The 18,432-nt window shown below is 37.4% G+C and carries 18 protein-coding genes; 8 read left to right on the top strand and 10 right to left on the bottom strand.

The window, feature by feature from the left end; translation table 11 throughout:
- Nucleotides 1-303: 303 nt before the first annotated feature.
- On the top strand, nucleotides 304-966 hold the full coding sequence (locus C3K47_RS10065; RefSeq protein ID WP_103789105.1) for an outer membrane beta-barrel protein: 663 nt from the start codon (nucleotides 304-306) through the stop codon (nucleotides 964-966).
- 195 nt (nucleotides 967-1,161) lie between these two features.
- Here C3K47_RS10065 and C3K47_RS10060 read toward each other — a convergent pair whose 3' ends face one another.
- The 4 genes from C3K47_RS10060 to C3K47_RS10045 form a co-directional block, all read right to left on the bottom strand.
- Complete coding sequence (locus C3K47_RS10060) at nucleotides 1,162-1,725, bottom strand: acetate uptake transporter (protein ID WP_103789003.1); 564 nt, start codon at nucleotides 1,723-1,725, stop codon at nucleotides 1,162-1,164.
- Nucleotides 1,726-1,945: 220 nt separating this feature from the next.
- Nucleotides 1,946-2,917, bottom strand: a complete 972-nt coding sequence (gene floA, locus C3K47_RS10055) for a flotillin-like protein FloA (protein WP_103789002.1) — start codon at nucleotides 2,915-2,917, stop codon at nucleotides 1,946-1,948.
- A 141-nt stretch (nucleotides 2,918-3,058) separates the two neighbouring features.
- A complete protein-coding gene (locus C3K47_RS10050) occupies nucleotides 3,059-3,520 on the bottom strand; it encodes a redoxin domain-containing protein (RefSeq protein WP_103789001.1) in 462 nt (153 codons plus the stop codon).
- Nucleotides 3,521-3,556: 36 nt separating this feature from the next.
- Entirely contained in the window at nucleotides 3,557-4,471 is a 915-nt protein-coding gene (locus C3K47_RS10045; protein WP_103789000.1) for an SDR family oxidoreductase, read from the bottom strand.
- A gap of 255 nt (nucleotides 4,472-4,726) precedes the next feature.
- Here C3K47_RS10045 and atpD point away from each other — a divergent pair, with 255 nt between their 5' ends.
- A complete protein-coding gene (gene atpD, locus C3K47_RS10040) occupies nucleotides 4,727-6,232 on the top strand; it encodes a F0F1 ATP synthase subunit beta (protein ID WP_103788999.1) in 1,506 nt (501 codons plus the stop codon).
- 87 nt (nucleotides 6,233-6,319) lie between these two features.
- Nucleotides 6,320-6,571, top strand: coding sequence for an ATP synthase F1 subunit epsilon (gene atpC, locus C3K47_RS10035; protein WP_103788998.1), 252 nt, complete (start codon nucleotides 6,320-6,322; stop codon nucleotides 6,569-6,571).
- A 142-nt stretch (nucleotides 6,572-6,713) separates the two neighbouring features.
- Here the strand turns inward: atpC and C3K47_RS10030 are convergent, their stop codons facing one another.
- Nucleotides 6,714-7,361, bottom strand: a complete 648-nt coding sequence (locus C3K47_RS10030) for an RDD family protein (RefSeq protein ID WP_103788997.1) — start codon at nucleotides 7,359-7,361, stop codon at nucleotides 6,714-6,716.
- A 106-nt stretch (nucleotides 7,362-7,467) separates the two neighbouring features.
- On the bottom strand, nucleotides 7,468-8,475 hold the full coding sequence (locus C3K47_RS10025) for an LLM class flavin-dependent oxidoreductase (RefSeq protein ID WP_103788996.1): 1,008 nt from the start codon (nucleotides 8,473-8,475) through the stop codon (nucleotides 7,468-7,470).
- 101 nt (nucleotides 8,476-8,576) lie between these two features.
- Here C3K47_RS10025 and C3K47_RS10020 point away from each other — a divergent pair, with 101 nt between their 5' ends.
- Nucleotides 8,577-8,795, top strand: a complete 219-nt coding sequence (locus C3K47_RS10020; RefSeq protein ID WP_103788995.1) for a VF530 family protein — start codon at nucleotides 8,577-8,579, stop codon at nucleotides 8,793-8,795.
- Between the two features lie 2 nt (nucleotides 8,796-8,797).
- Here the strand turns inward: C3K47_RS10020 and C3K47_RS10015 are convergent, their stop codons facing one another.
- The 4 genes from C3K47_RS10015 to C3K47_RS10000 form a co-directional block, all read right to left on the bottom strand.
- Nucleotides 8,798-9,793: an ABC transporter ATP-binding protein gene (locus C3K47_RS10015; RefSeq protein WP_103788994.1), complete on the bottom strand. Its 996-nt coding sequence runs from the start codon at nucleotides 9,791-9,793 to the stop codon at nucleotides 8,798-8,800.
- 106 nt (nucleotides 9,794-9,899) lie between these two features.
- A complete protein-coding gene (locus tag C3K47_RS10010; RefSeq protein ID WP_103788993.1) occupies nucleotides 9,900-10,718 on the bottom strand; it encodes an outer membrane beta-barrel protein in 819 nt (272 codons plus the stop codon).
- Between the two features lie 89 nt (nucleotides 10,719-10,807).
- Complete coding sequence (locus C3K47_RS10005; RefSeq protein WP_103788992.1) at nucleotides 10,808-11,602, bottom strand: hypothetical protein; 795 nt, start codon at nucleotides 11,600-11,602, stop codon at nucleotides 10,808-10,810.
- On the bottom strand, nucleotides 11,583-12,152 hold the full coding sequence (locus C3K47_RS10000) for an RNA polymerase sigma factor (RefSeq protein ID WP_103788991.1): 570 nt from the start codon (nucleotides 12,150-12,152) through the stop codon (nucleotides 11,583-11,585). Before C3K47_RS10000 ends, C3K47_RS10005 begins: the two co-directional genes overlap by 20 nt.
- 168 nt (nucleotides 12,153-12,320) lie before the next feature.
- On the opposite strand from C3K47_RS10000, the gene C3K47_RS09995 reads away from it, so the two are divergent.
- From C3K47_RS09995 to C3K47_RS09980, 4 genes are all read left to right on the top strand, one after another.
- Nucleotides 12,321-13,337 (top strand): LacI family DNA-binding transcriptional regulator, encoded by a 1,017-nt coding sequence (locus C3K47_RS09995; RefSeq protein WP_103788990.1) that lies wholly within the window; start codon nucleotides 12,321-12,323, stop codon nucleotides 13,335-13,337.
- A 388-nt stretch (nucleotides 13,338-13,725) separates the two neighbouring features.
- The gene (locus C3K47_RS09990) at nucleotides 13,726-15,159 is read left to right on the top strand and encodes a glycoside hydrolase family 125 protein (RefSeq protein ID WP_103788989.1); all 1,434 of its coding nucleotides are present in this window, start codon (nucleotides 13,726-13,728) and stop codon (nucleotides 15,157-15,159) included.
- Between the two features lie 37 nt (nucleotides 15,160-15,196).
- The gene (locus tag C3K47_RS09985; RefSeq protein WP_103789104.1) at nucleotides 15,197-15,700 is read left to right on the top strand and encodes a cupin domain-containing protein; all 504 of its coding nucleotides are present in this window, start codon (nucleotides 15,197-15,199) and stop codon (nucleotides 15,698-15,700) included.
- A gap of 379 nt (nucleotides 15,701-16,079) precedes the next feature.
- A complete protein-coding gene (locus C3K47_RS09980; RefSeq protein ID WP_103788988.1) occupies nucleotides 16,080-18,368 on the top strand; it encodes a GH92 family glycosyl hydrolase in 2,289 nt (762 codons plus the stop codon).
- The last annotated feature ends 64 nt before the right edge of the window (nucleotides 18,369-18,432 follow it).

Below are 18,432 nucleotides of genomic sequence, written 5' to 3'. Positions count from 1 at the left end.
CGTTGTAACGGGAGTGCAAATATAAGGAGGTTTTCAAGTTTGCCAAAAGATTTTTAAAAAAAATCAGACTGATTCTTATTTCTGCTTCATTCTCAGTGAAATAAATTTTCATCACTAGAATTATGGCGCTTCATTTAGTGCTTTTATTGGCTCATTAAGAACATTTACTTACCTCATATCATCACTTTATTCTTACAATAATCATCAATTAAGCTAAATGAAACATTTTTAAATGCAACGATTAATGATTAAATTGAGATGTATCTAAATTTAAAACCATTTAAAAACACAAATAAATTTACTATGAAGAAGCTCTCTATCATTATCCTGATTATCATTGGCGCTTCATTAAGCGCCTCCGCGCAACACTTCAGAATCAACGCTTATACAGCTTATGTATTTGATGATGCAGTTGATTCTTATTACAGTGAAACAAGATTTTTCGAAGGGCAAGTTAAAGGCGGGTTTCAATGGGGTCTCGGTGTCGAATACATACTGCCTACTCAAGGTGCTAAACAATATGGTGTAGAGCTCAGCTATTTACGCCAAGACACCAAAGCTCCTTTAACTTATTATGATCCAACTGGCATTAATAATATAAAAAACACCAATTTCGATTTAGGACTAAACTTTATAATGTTAGGTGGAAATGGCTATGTGAAAGTAAATCCAAAAGTGGAACCATTTGGAGGATTTGCGGCAGGTGTAGCCATTTTGGACCTCAGTAACCCCGACAATAATAATAGTGATAGTGCTACAAAATTTGCATGGAGTATAAAAGGAGGTACCAATATTTATGTTACGCCTAAAGTTGCACTAAAACTACAAGCCAGCTTACTATCATCGGTACAGGCAGTGGGCGGTGGCTTGTACTTTGGAACTGGAGGTACTGGAGCAGGTGTAAGTTCGTACTCCTCAATGCTTCAATTGGTGCTCGGCGGCGGCTTAACGCTGAACTTGAACTAGATAATCAAATATGAGATGTGAGAAATATCTAGTTATGTTATATCTCACATCTTAATTTTCAGATCCACTTTTTATCCTCTTTTAGTTTCAAAATCGATATCCGATCTTCATTATCAGCTTTTATATTCCGCATAAAGCAGTCGTCCAAAGTCTTTTGCTTTATTTTTCTGCATTAAGCCGCCTTCTTAACCAAACTTAAACATTAGGTTTTGTACCTCCCCGAGGCACTATTTCACGACCAAATTCTCCATTAATGATCTGAGCAGATGCCGAATAAAATGCAGAACATCCAACAAATATTCCTACAATTCCGGCTATATGAGTTATTGATTCGTCATTAGTGAAATCAGCCAATGCCAACAAAACAAATAAAAAGGTAAGCGAGCCAAATACTATTCGAGTTGCCACATCATGTTTCAGAGCTCCGATAAACATTACGAATGTAAACATCGCCCATAATGTTAAATACCACCCCATATCAGTCTTAGAGGCGTCTACAATTCCTTTAAATGGATTGATCCAAATTAACAGCAATGAAAACCAAAATAAGCCGTAGGCTGAAAATGCGGTTGCTCCGAAAGTATTCTCCTTTTTAAACTCAAATATACCCGCTATAATTTGGGCTAAGCCTCCAAGAGCCACTGCCATTGCAAGAATGACTGAACTTTTATTAATGAGCCCAACATTGTGTAAGTTTAATAAGATAGTGGTGGTAGCAAATCCGAATAAACCGAGCGGACCTGGATTTGATGTTTTCATAAATTATTTTTTAGGTTATAAAAAAATACCCTTAAATAATGACAAAAACAACGATTTACTATTTTAAAGAAATATAAATCTTACTGAAAGAACATGGATACATCACCATGAAAAAAAGCAAACCTTAAGTTTATTAAAGTATAGTTAATAAAAAAACAGGTTCGAACCTTAAAGATACCTCTTAAGTCCGAACCTGTTTTATTAAAAATAGGTAAACTCCTTATTTTTTATCTCCTTTAGGTTTCGAAATTGATTCGCGCATTTCAGTATCAGCTTTCATATTTTGCATACGGTAATAGTCCATTATTCCCATATTTCCAGATTTAAAAGCATCTGCCATTGCTTTGGGAATTTCAGCTTCCGCTTCAATTACTTTGGCACGGGCATCCTGTGCTTTAGCACGCATCTCTTGCTCAAGCGCAACAGCCATTGCTCTACGCTCTTCGGCACGAGCATTAGCCACTTTTAAATCGGCTTCAGCCTGATCTGCTTGCAGTTTTGCACCAATATTTTCACCAATATCAATATCAGCAATATCAATAGAAAGAATCTCGAAGGCCGTTCCAGAATCCAATCCTTTTCCCAAAACCACTTTCGAAATTCGATCAGGATTCTCCAAAACTTCTTTATGGTTTACCGCCGATCCGATGGTGGTTACAATACCTTCTCCTACCCGGGCAAGTATTGTTTCTTCTCCTGCCCCTCCTACTAACTGATTAATATTAGCACGAACGGTAACCATAGCTTTAGCCACCAACTGAATACCATCTTTAGCCACAGCGGCCACAGGCGGTGTATTTATTACTCGAGGATTTACTGAAAGCTGAACTGCCTCAAACACATCCCTTCCAGCCAAATCAATAGCTGTAGCTAATTTAAAATCTAAAGGAATATTGGCTTTATCAGCTGATATTAATGCCTTAATTACATTATTCACGTGCCCTCCAGCCAAATAGTGCGTTTCAATATCATTACTCGTTATTTTCAAACCAGCTTTTGTTGAAGTGATCATAGCATTTACCACCAACGCAGGTGGCACTTTACGTAAACGCATAAGCACCAGATTAATTAGGCTCACCGGAGCTCCCGAAAGCCAGGCAGTAAACCATAGATTTACAGGAAAAAGGTAAAGAAAAACGAAAAGCGCTACAATAGCACCTACAACAAATAAAACTACAGTAATTGGCTCCATTGATTTATCTAGATCTAGTTTAAAAGATAGATTGTTTTATGCCTAAAGATGCAATAAAAAATTAAAATCAAACAAACCCTCGCTATAAAAAACAAGCCGTAACCAATACGGTTACGGCTCGGTTAATATTTTGCGAACGATTTACTTTACCGCTTCGTTTATTGCCGAAAAATTTGGCAGCTCACCTGCATTCTCCAACACCTCAGCGTATTTAACAAATCCTTCTTCATCAATCACAAAAGCAGCTCTTTTAGCCACTCCTTTTAAGCCCATTGCAAATGTTTCATATTGCGCACCAAAGGCTTTTGATACCTCTTTGTTAAAATCAGAAAGTAATGGAAACTGATAGTTATTCTCTTCCTTGAACTTAGCTAAGGTAAAAGGAGTATCAATTGAAATACCTAAAACCTGTGCGTTCAAACCTTCATAATGACCAAAGTTATCACGCATGGTACATAATTGAGTGGTACAAACACTGGTAAACGCAAAAGGGAAAAAATGAATAATTACTTTTTTACCCTTGAAATCACTTAAAGAAACTTCATTCTTCTCAGTATTAAACAATTTAAAATCTGGGGCTTTGTCGCCAATAGATAGTGCCATATACGTTTATAATTATTATGTATGTTATTAACAAAACTAGTTTGAAGGAATAGCTTTCAACTGCTTATCCACAATCGCCAAACCTTCTTCAAACGAATGAGGCTTGTAGCCCAACTCTCTCGTTGATTTATCCAAAATAAACCCTGTTTTTACAGGGCGTTTTGCCGGTTGGTTTAAGCCTTCGGCTGAAATAGGTGTGATCAATGACTTATCTAACTTCCAAAAATCAGCAATGCGTTCAACGATCTCCAGAATGCTCATAAAATCTTTCCCCGAAGCATTAAACACCCCTTGCGCCCTTTTTTCCATCGCAAGAATACAGGCCTCTGCCAGATCTTCGGCTAAGGTTGGATTACGGAATTGATCATTCACCACATTAATAGCTTTCTTAGCTTCTAATGCGCCTTTAGCCCATAATACAATGTTGCTACGGCTCATATCTTTCACAACACCGTAAACAATAATGGTTCTCAATATAGCATAATCAACAGTACTCTGCTTCAAAAGTTCTTCCGAATCGAGTTTTGTTTGTCCGTAGTAACTAAGCGGGTTAGGTAAAGCTTCTTCATCATAAGGCCCATCAGCTCCATCGAAAATAAAATCAGTTGACAAGTGAATAAAATGTGACCCAACTGTGTTACAAGCCTCAATAAAATAAGCTACGGCATCCACATTCAATAATTTACACAACTCCTTATCCGACTCACAGGCATCCACATTGGTCATGGCTGCTGTATGAATCACATGATCAGGGCGATACTGGTTCATGATATTCAAAACTTCCGACCTATTGGTTACATCCAAACTCTCATAAACATATCCACTTTCGAGATATCGATCTTCACCTTTGGCTGTAGCTATTATCTCATACAATGAGTTATTCCGAAGTTTATCGAGCAACTTTTGTCCTAACAAACCGTTGCTGCCAGTTATCAATACTTTTTTTGACATATTATCTATAAGCAAACAGGTGATCGCACGGATTTTCTATTTCTTATTTATGCGAACAAATTTTGCCATTTTTTTAAAATAAACAGGAGTATTTAGAATAGATTTTTAGAATTAAATAAATTTTATTGTGAGCAGGCAAAAGAATGTTAAAAAATGATTAAAAAAGGGGTTTGAATTTTTTTAAAATAATTTATCTTTGCGACACTTAAAATTCAGCCTTAAAAGGCTTAATAACAAAGAAAAAAGTTCAAAAATATGCCAAATATTGGGAAAATTGCTCAGATCATCGGTCCTGTAGTTGACGTTAGCTTTGCAAACGAGGCTACTCTACCTAAGATTTACGACGCGTTAATCGTAACAAAAGAGAACGGACAAAAAGTTGTATTAGAAGTACAACAACACCTTGGAGAAGATCGTGTACGTACCGTAGCGATGGACTCAACTGACGGTTTAGTACGTGGAATGGACGCTGTAGATACAGGTTCAGCTATTAAAATGCCAGTTGGTGACGCTATCAAAGGTCGTTTGTTCAACGTTGTAGGTGAAGCGATCGACGGTATTGACCAAGTTTCTAATGAAGGCGGTTACGCTATTCACAATAAACCACCTAAGTTCGAGGAATTAAGCACTGAAACTGAAGTACTTTTCACAGGTATTAAAGTTATCGACTTGTTAGAGCCTTATGCAAAAGGGGGTAAAATTGGTTTATTCGGTGGTGCCGGTGTAGGTAAAACCGTATTGATCATGGAGTTGGTAAACAACATCGCTAAAGCATATGCTGGTTTATCAGTGTTTGCGGGTGTTGGTGAGCGTACTCGTGAAGGTAACGACTTATTACGTGAGTTCATTGAATCAGGTGTAATTAACTACGGTGATGAGTTTAAACACTCTATGGAAGCCGGAGGTTGGGACCTTTCTAAAGTTGACAAAGACAAACTTAAAGACTCTAAAGCTACATTGGTGTTCGGTCAGATGAACGAGCCTCCTGGTGCACGTGCTCGTGTTGCCTTGTCAGGTTTAACTGTAGCTGAATATTTCCGTGATGGCGATGAGCAATCAGGTGGTCGTGATATCTTATTCTTCATCGATAACATTTTCCGTTTCACTCAGGCAGGTTCTGAGGTATCAGCGCTTTTAGGTCGTATGCCTTCAGCGGTAGGTTACCAACCAACACTTGCTACAGAAATGGGTTTAATGCAAGAGCGTATCACTTCAACTAAACGTGGTTCAATTACTTCAGTACAGGCCGTTTACGTACCTGCCGATGACTTAACTGACCCTGCTCCTGCAACTACTTTCGCCCACTTAGATGCAACAACTGTATTGAGCCGTAAAATTGCTGAGTTAGGTATCTATCCTGCGGTGGATCCATTGGATTCGACTTCACGTATCCTTTCTCCAGCTGTATTAGGTGATGCTCACTATGGTACTGCTCAACGTGTTAAAAACATCTTACAACGTTACAAAGAGTTACAAGATATCATCGCGATCTTAGGTATGGATGAGTTATCTGAAGAAGATAAATTAACTGTATCACGTGCTCGTCGTGTTCAACGTTTCTTATCACAACCTTTCCACGTAGCTGAACAGTTTACCGGCTTAAAAGGTGTATTGGTTGATATTAAAGATACAATCAAAGGCTTCAACATGATTATGGATGGTGCAGTGGATGAATATCCTGAGTCAGCATTCAACCTTGTAGGTACCATCGAAGATGCTATCGAAAAAGGTAAAAAATTATTAGCTGAAGCAAACGCATAATTTCGATTTGAGATATGGGATATGAGATTTGGGACTAAAAAGTCTTCAATTTCATATCTCAAATCTCACATCTCAAATCTTAATACTATGATTTTAGATATTTTAACACCTGATAAAAAGGTGTTTTCAGGAGAAGTTATTTCGGTAACCGTTCCGGGTAAAGCAGGATCATTCCAAATTATGGAAAACCACGCTGCTATTATCTCAACTTTAGATAACGGATTGGTAGAAATTCGCTTAACTGATAAATCTCAGGAATTATTTAACATTAAAGGCGGTGTTGTAGAAGTACTTAAAAACAAAGTAGTTGTACTTGCCGACGGAGTTGTTGAAGAATAAGAACTTTGATTATAAAAAAAGCGTTCCGAGTTTCGGAACGCTTTTTTTATGCCTTATCAAGGTGTTTTGAATGAAAAATAGAGCTAAGAATGCTGTTGATTCACCATTAACGGCATTTATTTTTATGTTTTATTTTGATTGATTAAACTCGATCCGTTACAACTGTCCTGGCCACCATATCATGGATGGTTTGTTTTCTTTCATTCAATAAGGCCACCAAAAAGATAACTGGAAAAAAGGTTGAAATACCTTTTAACAGGTTTCTAAGAACTATTTTAACAGTAGTCGTTTTTTCATCTATTTCCGCCTCCGTAATTTTCATCGAAAGTATTAGTTTACCAATTGATGATCCCTTAAGAAATAAATCACAGGTTGCAAAATACAAGAAACCTAAACCTAACAAAAGGACTATGCTTTTACTAATCATTACCGTAAGAAAAGTCAGCAAATAGATAATTGCCAGATCAATAATAAAGGCCCCTACTCTTTTTCCAAAATTAGCCGGAATAGCATCAAAATAAGCGGCATTAACAACTGTATTTTCAGAAGCACTTCGTGCCGAGTTATATTCACTTTCAGATAAAACAGTACCAGGGATATAGGCAGTTTTACAACAATAACATTCCAATTGATCGCCCAAATTATTGATCGGTATTAATGGAATAAAGAAAATATGAAAGAATTTCTTGTACTTTACTAGCTGATAGTTTTCTTCTCTTCTGCAATTTGAGCAATTAAACCTGCCTGTTTGAATTGTATTCCCAATGACCTTTGTACCGTAGATAATCATTTCTGTGGCGTTTAAAAATTAATAATAGATTTTAATGCGATATTAAGATATTAAACCATAATTTCTAATATAACCTATTAATTAATTTACATAACCAAAAATATACTTACCTATCTTTTAATTCAAAAACTTCAGCTAATAATTCATACGAACGCAATCTATCTTCAAAATTGAGCGAAATGTTTGCCAGCATCAATTCATTTACACTATATTCTTTAGCTAATTGTGTAAGCTTTAAATTTAACTGTTCCGGAGTACCACAAATCATTCGGTCATAATTCGCATTGATCCTCTCCTTTTCATACTCCGTATATTCATACTGCTGAACATCTTCGTATGAAACCGGTTCAAATCGTCCTTTTTCTAACTGAACAAAACGATAGTTCATAATTTCGCGCTGCTGTTTGATCTTTTCTTCATCTTCTGAACAAAACACAAAAAATGCAGCATTTGCCTCGGGTTCTTTAAAATGTCCATTAGGCTTAAAGCTTTGCTTGTACATCTGAACAGCCATTGATCCACCTACCGGATTAATAAAATGCGCAAATGAAAACCCTAAACCAAAGTGAGCCGCAAAAACAGCACTTTGTCCGCTTGAGCTTAATATCCATTGCTCCGGAATTGATTGCGAGTTAGGAGTAACATTTATTCTCCCGAGAACGGTTCCGGGCTCAGCTGTATCATATAAATAATGCTGCAAATCCGACAACTGTTCAATAAAGTCCTGTTCGCTAAAAGTATTTGAGGGATTTAAAATAGAAGCCGTAATGCGATCAGTTCCAGGTGCTCTACCCATTCCCAGATCAATACGACCGGGAAAAATTGTTTCGAGCATACGAAAGTTTTCAGCCACTTTTAACGCACTATGATTAGGCAACATTATTCCACCCGAACCGATTCTAATATTTTTTGTTTGGCCAGCCAAATGTGCAATCAACACTTCTGGTGTTGAACCAGCCAAGCTTTTGGTATTATGGTGTTCCGAAACCCAAAAACGGGTGTATCCTAATTTATCGGTCAGTTTAGCTAACTCAACCGTCTCTTTTATAGCTTGCTCGGCCGTCCCACCTTTTCGTATTGGCGACTGATCTAAAACACTTAATCGTAAACGCATTTATCTTATTTTCTTACTTAAGGATAGATTTAAAGACAATAATATTGGGTATTTGTTTTATGTCAGTGAACAATCACTGGTTCATTTGTACTTTTGCACCTATGTCAGAACAACAAAAAAACAATCCGCTGCATGGAAAAACCCTTGAAATGATTTTGAATGAGCTAGTTGCTCATTATGGCTGGAATGAATTGGGCTATCGAATCAGGATCAATTGCTTTATCAGCGATCCAAGTATAAAATCGAGTTTGAAATTCTTAAGAAAAACCCCTTGGGCCAGGCAAAAAGTCGAAGAACTTTACCTTACAATTTGTGAATAAGCCTACTCTTCCACTTCAGCAAAGCTCATTACACTAATAAACACATGATCGCCCGCTTTGAACCGTCCAATGTAGGGATAATTGATCTGCAGTTTTCTACCCAAACCTTCAACCTCTGCAATGATCAATTCGAAACTGCCATTGTATTCAGTTTTAAGAATTTTAGCCGGAATACCTGAAACTGATGAAATGCCAATATCATGTGGATGAATTAACAGCTTACCGCTTTTAGGAACTTCCCTATTGAAAACCTTCGAAAATGCCGAAGCTTCCAAAATATTGATGGCTCCGAATAAACGGGCCACATAAGTAGATTTTGGTCGATTATAAACTTCTTTTGGGCAACCAACCTGAACAACCTGACCATTTTGCAGAACGATGATCCGATGAGACAGCGAAAGGGCATCATTCGAATCATGCGTGACCATCAAAATAGAAACACCAGTTTTTTCTACTAACGCTTCTAAATCTCTTTTTAAATGATTTTTAAGGATCACATCGAGGTTACTGAATGGTTCATCCAGCAACAGTAAATCAGGTCCCGAAGCCAACGCCCTTGCAATAGCAACACGCTGCTGTTGTCCACCGCTTAAATTAATGGCTTGTTTATCTTTTAAATCAAAAATATTGAGCAGCTCCAAAATCTCATGGATTCGATTCTTTTTAAACTCTAAATCGGTATTGGGTAATACCGGAGCTATGTTATCATAAACCTTGGCGTAAGGATTCAGGTTATAATCCTGTTGTACAAAATGCATTCCTTTAGCTCCCGGCAACAGGTTTACAGAGGGCCCATAAACTCGTTTATCATTAAAAAGAATTTCCCCGCTATCGGCATCCAACATTCCGTAAATAAGCTTTAATAAGGTACTTTTTCCACCACCACTGGCACCCACAAGGCTTACAATCTCACCCTTGCCAATTTCACAATTGACGTTATTTAAAGAAAACTGTTGATTGTTTGGATATTGCTTATGGAGGTTTCGGATAACTAGCATACGCGTTAAAAATAATAACACAAATTGATTAAACTAAACTATTTTAAAAATAAGAGGCCGGTTTGAAAAATATCAAACCGGCCTCTTCATTATTTTAAATTGAATCCTAATAAAATCCACTCAATGAAATTCCAAATGAAATATTATTTAGCTGAGGACCTTGATTTTCAGAAAAAACATCACTCATATAATACTTGCAGTAAATAGATGCATAATCGTAACCAATGCGACCTAAAACACCATATCTAAAAGTATTAAAGTTAAAATCGTCATCTACCTTAACCTTTCCATACTCATCGCTGATCTGTTTTGTTCGGCCGCTTAACAAGTAGCCGAAATCCATGCCTGCCTCAACAAAAAAACCTTTATTTCTATTGGCTGATTTAGGCTGATAGTGAAACACAACCGGTAACACTATATATTTCGACATCAGCTTATTTTTACTTAAATCAACATCCGACTGCACATAGGTAAAAGTTGGCTTGTTTGCTTGCGGAGTAATATCATTCTTAAATCGATAATTCTGCCAGTCGATACCTAAATAGGCATTCAGTTTCAATTTCTTTTTGTAGATATTTAAGCTTCCTGAAACTAAATTCAAGGTAAAGTTTGATGATTTATTAGTTTGAAGCTCAAGATTGGGATCCGAAGTTGAAAAACTGCCATTATCGAGCCAGTTGGTGAACCCCCAATCAATACCTCCTAAACAGGTGAAACGGAACGGGCTTTTATCTTTATGGTGATATGGAGCATCCTCATCTGAACGGATAATAACTGTAACATTATCTTTTGGACCAAGTTTAATAATCGTTGAATCGGCTTTTGCTTTAACAGTATCTTTCTTGATCGTGTCGACTGCTTGAGCACTTGTTCCATGAACTCCTATTATCGTTAAGAGTGCAGCCAGTGTTAGTAAATGTTTCATTCTATATTGAATAATTGTTTGACAAAAGGAGGTCTACCTGCTTATTTTAACCAGCAGACCATTAGTTATTCTCTAAAATTTATATTGAATTAACGGACTTCCGTTTCTGATGAACTTTCCTCTTCTTCCTGTTGACGTTTGCGCTCAATTTTTACCAAGCCCAGGTTCAACGAAAAGTTACTCCCTTTTTTATTGATAGCTAAGAACTTTTTATCCCTTTTATCCACTTTAGCAGCGATGTAATTCAACGCATCGCCCACAGTTGGAATCGCTTTTCCATCTTCTGATTCATCGTAAGCTACCAATGCCTGGTGTAATAGTTTGGGTTCCACTACCGGAATACATTGATCTGAAGGAACCGCTTTAACATTGCCTTTCGATTGAATTAAACTCGGCTCAGTTGTTGAAATTTTAGCCAATCGAGTTTCACTGCTTTCTGCATTCCATTGTGTTGTTCCAGCTTTACTTTTACTGCTTTCCTTTTTGCGTACCGGAACATTTTTTTGCTCTTTGCTTTCTTTGTTTTCCTTGCCTTCTGACCGAACCTCAGTTTCAGGCTGTGAAGCACGGATCTTAGGCGACTGAATGATCACGGCCCGATTCCTTGTCTCTTTATCGGGGTTAGGGTCATTAGTATTTACAACAGCAACCTGATCACCTTTCAAATGCTGTTTATTGGTTAAATACAATGCTGCTGTAGCCAAACATAGAACCACTGAAGCGGCAACTGACCACTGAGCCAATCGTATCTTTTTGTTTGCACGCTGCTGACGTTCCAAATCATTTTCAACTGAAAACCATACTTTTGATGACGGTTCTTCGCTGAAATTTTCAAATACCTCGCTAAAAAGCTTATCGAAATCTTTATCTGATAGTTGCGACATTACTGCCTCCCTCCATGTTTAAAATCCATTCTTTTAATTGTGTCCGGGCTCGGTTTAACTGCGATTTTGATGTTCCTTCGCTTATTCCCAATTGATCGGCTATTTCCTTATGTCCATAACCTTCAATTGCATACATGTTAAACACCATCCGATATCCCGGGGGTAAATTCTGTACCAGTTTTAATAATTCCTGTACATTTAGATTGCTTAAAGGCAAGTCATTACTACTCTGATTTTCGGCCTCTTCTAAATCAACCATCGGATACATCCTGGAATTACGTCGGTAAAACTCAATTGCCGTATTCACCATGATGCGACGTAACCATCCTTCAAATGACCCTTCTCCTTTGTATAAATGCAGTTTTTCAAACATCCTCACAAAACCAACCTGCAATACATCTTCTGCCTCATCTCTGTCGCGGGTATAGCGCAGGCAAACACCCATCATCTTTGATGAAAAATGCTTATACAAGGCTTCCTGCGACTTTCGGTTTCCATTCCGACAGCCGACCACTAATTCATCCAGCCCTATTTTATGCATCAGTTTCATTTGGTTTCGTTAACAAGATGACTCCGCTAACACAATGGTTGCACGATATTTTATATTTTTTCATTTTTTTTACTAAAATAAACACTTGTTAGTTCAGATTTATAAATGATGTTTACACAATAACTTGGTTATATACTATCTTCACCGTTTTAATACTGTTTAGGCACAATGAAAAAAGTTTCTCTGAAAGATATTGCCAAACTCACCGGGGCATCTCCTTCTACTATCTCGTTTGTAATTAATGGTAAAGCCAAAGAAATGCGTATCAGTGAAGAGATGAAGAACAAAATCTTAACAGTGATTCAGGAAGTGGGATATCAGCCAAACCAGGTGGCAGTTTCTTTGCGAACAGGAAGATCAAAAATGCTGGGCGTTATTATTGAGACCATTACCAGCGATTTTTTTAGTTCTTTGGCAAAAACAATTGAAAACGAGGCCCAAAAACATGGCTATAAAGTGGTATTGAGCAGTACTAATAATAATAGTGAAAAAGGAAGTGAAATAATCAATATGCTTGCCCAACGTCAGGTAGACGGGTATCTCATTTCTCCGGCATTGGGTATGGAAAGCGCCATAAAGGAATTAATAGCACATAAAAAACCGGTAGTATTTGTTGACAGTAACCTACCCGATTTTTCAGTGCCATATATTGCCGTAGATAATTATGCCGGGGTTCAAATGGGTATGGATCATTTAATAGCTAAAGGATATAAAAGCATAGGCTTTGTGACCATAGACATTGAGCTCGAGCACATGAAGCAACGCAGCAATGCTTATATCAACAGCCTAAAAGAAAATGGACTAGAGGTGAAGGAAGAATATATACTGCAACTTCCTTATAATTACGAAAAAGAAAGTGCTTTAAGTTTGATTAACAATTGGCTACTGAAACACCCGGAGTTGGACACTATCTTTTTTGCCACCAACTATTTAGGAATCATCGGCTTAGAAAGTATTTTAAACCTCGGTTTGCGAATACCTGCCGATATTAAAATGATCTGTTTTGATGATCATGATGTATTCCGTTTATATCCACCGGGAATTACCTGTATTCAACAACCGGTTGAAGAAATTGCGAGAACAGCCACTAAAGTACTTACAGACATGCTCGACAAATCTGACTATTCCATTACTCTTTCTAATCAGAGCTTACCATTAAAACTTATTGTAAGAGGTTCTACTTAATTAAACTCTGAAAAAAAGTAAAAAACTTGCAAAATCGATTTATCATAGCTATTATTGATATTATAATTAGTTTAGTAGTTACTTACTCAAAAACTCAGGCTTGTTTTCCTGATTTTTTTTGATCATCATGCTAAAACGTTATAGCGTGAAATAAATGGGACTTTACCCTTAGGGTAACCCTTACTATTGAAACACTTATAATAGATAAATTAAGAATAGGTTAGTTTTCATTCATAAAAACAAATTGGTTGTTTTAATCTACCTCCGCTTAGGCGGAGGTATTATTTGTGTTAACAAATCTTATTTTTATATTAAATCACTTATCGTAAAACTGCGCAAGCATCTTTCCGTGTTGTTTTACTTTTAATTTAATAAAAACCATAATCACATGCTTTCTCGCAAAAAATTTATCCAGGCAGCAGGTGTTGTTGGAGCCGGACTAGCTCTTCAACCTAAAGAATTGTTCGCTTTCGCTGATAATAGTTTTGAAAGTAAACGGCCTCCGGTTGCTCATCGAAAATTTACAAGTAAAGCCGTTGAGGAAGCCATCAAAAAAATTAAAGCCGAATTACCAAATAAAGAGCTTGGCTGGCTTTTCGAAAACTGCTTTCCAAATACCCTGGATACGACTGTTGATTTCGAAATGATCGATGGCAAACCTGATACTTATGTAATTACAGGTGACATTGATGCGATGTGGTTGCGAGATAGTACAGCACAAGTTTGGCCGTATTTATCACTAATGCCTCAGGATGCCGCCCTTCAACAACTTATTGCCGGTGTTATTAACCGACAAACAAAGTGTATTCATAAAGACCCTTACGCCAATGCTTTTTATAAAGATGAAACGAAAGTAAGTGAATGGAAACATTCGGATATAACTGATATGAAACCGGGTGTTCATGAGCGAAAATGGGAAATTGACTCATTATGCTATCCGATCAGGCTGGCTCATCAATATTGGAAATTAACTGGAGACACTTCACCTTTTAGTGCTTATTGGAAAGAAGGTATTCAATTAACCTTACAAACATTTAAAGAACAGCAACGGAAAACAGATAACGGTCCATATACCTTTCAGCGTACCACAGCCTGGGCAACGGATGGCGTTCCATTAGCAGGATATGGATATCCCGTAAAACCAGTTGGATTGATCTGCTCTATTTTCCGTCCGAGTGATGATGCAACTATCTACCCTTTCCTTGTGCCTTCTAATTTCTTTGCCGTTGTTTCATTGAAGCAAGCAGCCGAAATGGTTGAAAAAATTCATAACGACAAAGCATTAGCTACAAGTTGCCGTGAATTAGCAACTGAAGTGAGCAATGCATTAAAACAATATTCAACTGTTGTCCATCCTATAAAAGGTAAGGTTTACGCATTTGAGGTGAATGGATTTGGCAGTTTTAACCTGATGGACGATGCCAATGTTCCAGGATTATTATCATTACCTTATTTAAATGGTGTAGCTCAAAATGACACCATCTATCAAAATACCCGCAGGCTCATTTTATCAGACTATAACCCCTTCTTTTATAAAGGTAAAGCCGGTGAAGGTATTGGAGGCCCTCATGTCGGTATTAATATGATTTGGCCCTTAAGTATTATCATGAGGGGGCTCACTTCATCCAACGAAACCGAAATTAAGCAATGTATTAAAACGTTAATTCAAACGCATGGAGATACGGGTTTTATGCACGAATCGTTTCATAAAGATGATCCTAAAAACTTTACTCGCAAATGGTTTGCCTGGGCAAATACCTTATTTGGTGAGTTAATTTATGAAACATGGCTTAGCAAACCTGCATTGCTCAAACAGATCTAAAAAAAACGTAAGGTTAACAACTAACACTACATATAAAATGCAAGCACAATCTAATACGAGCTTATTTAACACCGTGGAAGCCCAGTTAAAAGAACAAGGGTTTACCATTATCAGTAAGGATGACCAACGTCCATGGGGTGGATTTTTTGTACTGGACGAAAATGATGCGGAAAAATTTATTGAATTATACTTTCCGGGCTACAGCAAAGAACAGTTATTGATCGGAAATAAATTAAGTCCTAAAATTTTGATGGTAGCTCCAGGTAAACGATTATCATGGCAATATCACTTTCGCAGAGCCGAAATATGGCGCGTTGTAAATGGCAAGGTGGCTATAGCAACCAGCGATACTGACGAGGAAAAGGATATAAACAATTTTCAACCAGGTGAAATTATTGTTTTACAAAAAGGCCAACGCCATCGCTTAATTGGTTTAAATGAATGGGGCGTTGTGGCTGAAATTTGGCAACATACTGATATTGAAAACCCTTCTGATGAAGATGATATAGTGCGTTTACAAGATGACTTTGGACGGAATTAATCAGGTCAATTAACAATTAAACTGATTAATAAACATTCAATAAAGTTCTACTCAGAAAATTTAACACAATAATTTTATTTTTTTCATCATTGCTATAACCAGATTTCATATTTTAGCTAAAACGTTTTAGTTAAGTTTACAAAAATTGATCAGATGTTTTATACGATTGAAAATAGAAAACCATCTGTGGTCTTCCCCCGACTCTCTCAATTACCCATTTCGTAAACAACAATGTTTTAATGAATAATAACTATTAAACACTGTAGCTAAAACGTTTTTAACTTATATTTAATTCCTGAAGGCCTCAATCACTTAGTTCTTAAGCAAAGGGGGCTGTAATCAACCTTATAAAGCATCGTTTCTTTGATTAACGATTATTATGAAAAAACTCTGTGCCCTCTTCTTTCTTTTCTACAGCTCTTTTTTATATGCTCAAACAGTTACCAAAATCACCGACCCCGTTGAATGGATCAATCCATTGATGGGAACCGACTCTAAGGTGAGTTTATCGAATGGGAACACCTACCCTGCCATTGCAGTACCCTGGGGAATGAATTTTTGGCTTCCGCAAACCAATGTTATGGGCGATGGATGGGCCTACCAATATGCAGCTGATAAAATTAGAGGGTTCAAGCAAACCCATCAACCTTCACCCTGGATGAATGATTACGGTCAATTTGCGATAATGCCTGTTACGCAAAGCTTAAAGTTTGAACAAAATACCAGGTCGAGCTGGTTTTCGCATAAGGCTGAGGTTTCTAAGCCTTACTACTACAGTGTTTATTTAGCTGATGCTGACGTAACCACCGAAATTACTCCAACAGAAAGGGCTGCCCAGTTTCGATTTACGTTCCCTAAAACCGACAGTTCTTTTGTTGTAATCGATGCTTTTGATAAAGGTTCTTACGTCAAAATTCTGCCAAAAGAAAATAAAATTATAGGCTACACAACCAGAAACAGCGGTGGAGTACCTGCTAATTTTAAAAACTACTTTGTTATTTATATTGATAAGCCATTTACATTGGCTGCGGCCTGGCATAACAACCTGCTAGCCAATGACACGCTCGAATATCAGGCTAATCATGTAGGAGCGGTTATCGGTTTTAAAACCTCGAAAGGAGAAAAAGTAAACTTACAGGTTGCCTCATCCTTTATCAGCTTTGAACAAGCAGAACTTAACCTGAAGCGAGAAATTGGAACTGATAACTTTGAGCAGACCAAACAAAAGGCCAAGACAGCCTGGAATAAAGAACTAAGTCGTATTACAGTAGAAGGTGGAACAGTTGACCAGACTCGCACTTTCTATTCTTGCATGTATCGAACACTTCAGTTTCCGCAGAAGCATTATGAATTAGATGCCAGTAATAAAGTTGTTCATTATAGCCCTTATAACGGCCAGGTTTTACCCGGGTACTTATTTGCCGGAACTGGCTTTTGGGATACATTCAGAGCTTTATATCCATTTTTAAACCTAATGTATCCGGGTATCAACAAGCAAATGCAGGAAGGATTATTAAACGCCTACAAAGAAGGCGGCTTTTTACCTGAATGGTCAAGTCCGGGCTTTAGAAATGTAATGGTGGGTAATAATTCTGCAGCAGTTGTTGCCGACGCTTACATAAAAGGTTTAAGAGGATACGATATCAACACACTTTATGAAGCATTAAAACATGGAGCTAACAATGAAGGACCATTAGACGCCGTTGGTAGGAAAGGTGTTGAATACTACAACAAACTCGGTTATGTTCCCTATGATGTAAAAATCAATGAGAATGCCGCGAGAACACTGGAATATGCATACGACGACTTTACCATTTATAAACTTGCAAAGGCCTTAAATAAACCTAAAGAGGAACAGGAGCTGTTTGCGAAAAGAGCACAGAATTACCGCAATTTGTTTGACGCGGAAACCAAGTTAATGCGAGGAAAGAATCAGAATGGAACTTTTCAAACTCCGTTCAATCCTTTTAAATGGGGTGATGCCTTTACCGAGGGTAATAGCTGGCATTATTCATGGAGCGTATTTCATGATATTAAAGGACTTTCGGATTTAATGGGCGGCAAAGCACAGTTTGCCAAAATGCTCGATTCTGTTTTTGTAATGCCTCCCGTTTTTGATGAAAGCTATTACGGAACCGTTATTCATGAGATCAGAGAAATGCAGATCATGAATATGGGACAATATGCGCATGGCAACCAGCCCATTCAGCATTTGATCTATTTGTACAACTATGCCGCTCAACCTTGGAAAACGCAGTATTGGACTCGTAAAGTATTAGATAATTTCTACAAAGCCACTCCTGATGGATATTGTGGTGACGAAGATAACGGACAAACTTCTGCCTGGTATGTATTTTCGGCAATGGGCTTCTACCCTGTTTGCCCGGCAACTGACCAATACGTTTTAGGGGCTCCATTGTTTAAAAAAATCACGTTAAAACTAGAAAACGGAAAATCATTTGTGATCGAGGCTCCGAAAAACAGTGATAAAAACTTATATGTTAAATCTGCGCTGTTTAACACTAAGCCTTATTCCAAAAACTGGATCAGTCATTTCGATTTATTAAAAGGAGGATCAATTTCATTTGATATGAGTGATACTCCTAATACGAATAAAGGAACTCGTATTGAAGACGAACCTTATTCATTTAGCAAAGACGAGAAATAATAGTCAAATAAAGAGGCTGCCTAAATAGTCACAAACCAGATAGTCTGCCCTTCGACTTCGCTCA

The sequence above is a fragment of the Solitalea longa genome, from assembly GCF_002920915.1.
Lineage (GTDB): Bacteria > Bacteroidota > Bacteroidia > Sphingobacteriales > Sphingobacteriaceae > Solitalea > Solitalea longa.
Note: the sequence above shows the minus strand (reverse complement) of the source record. Positions and strands in the feature narration are given on the sequence as shown.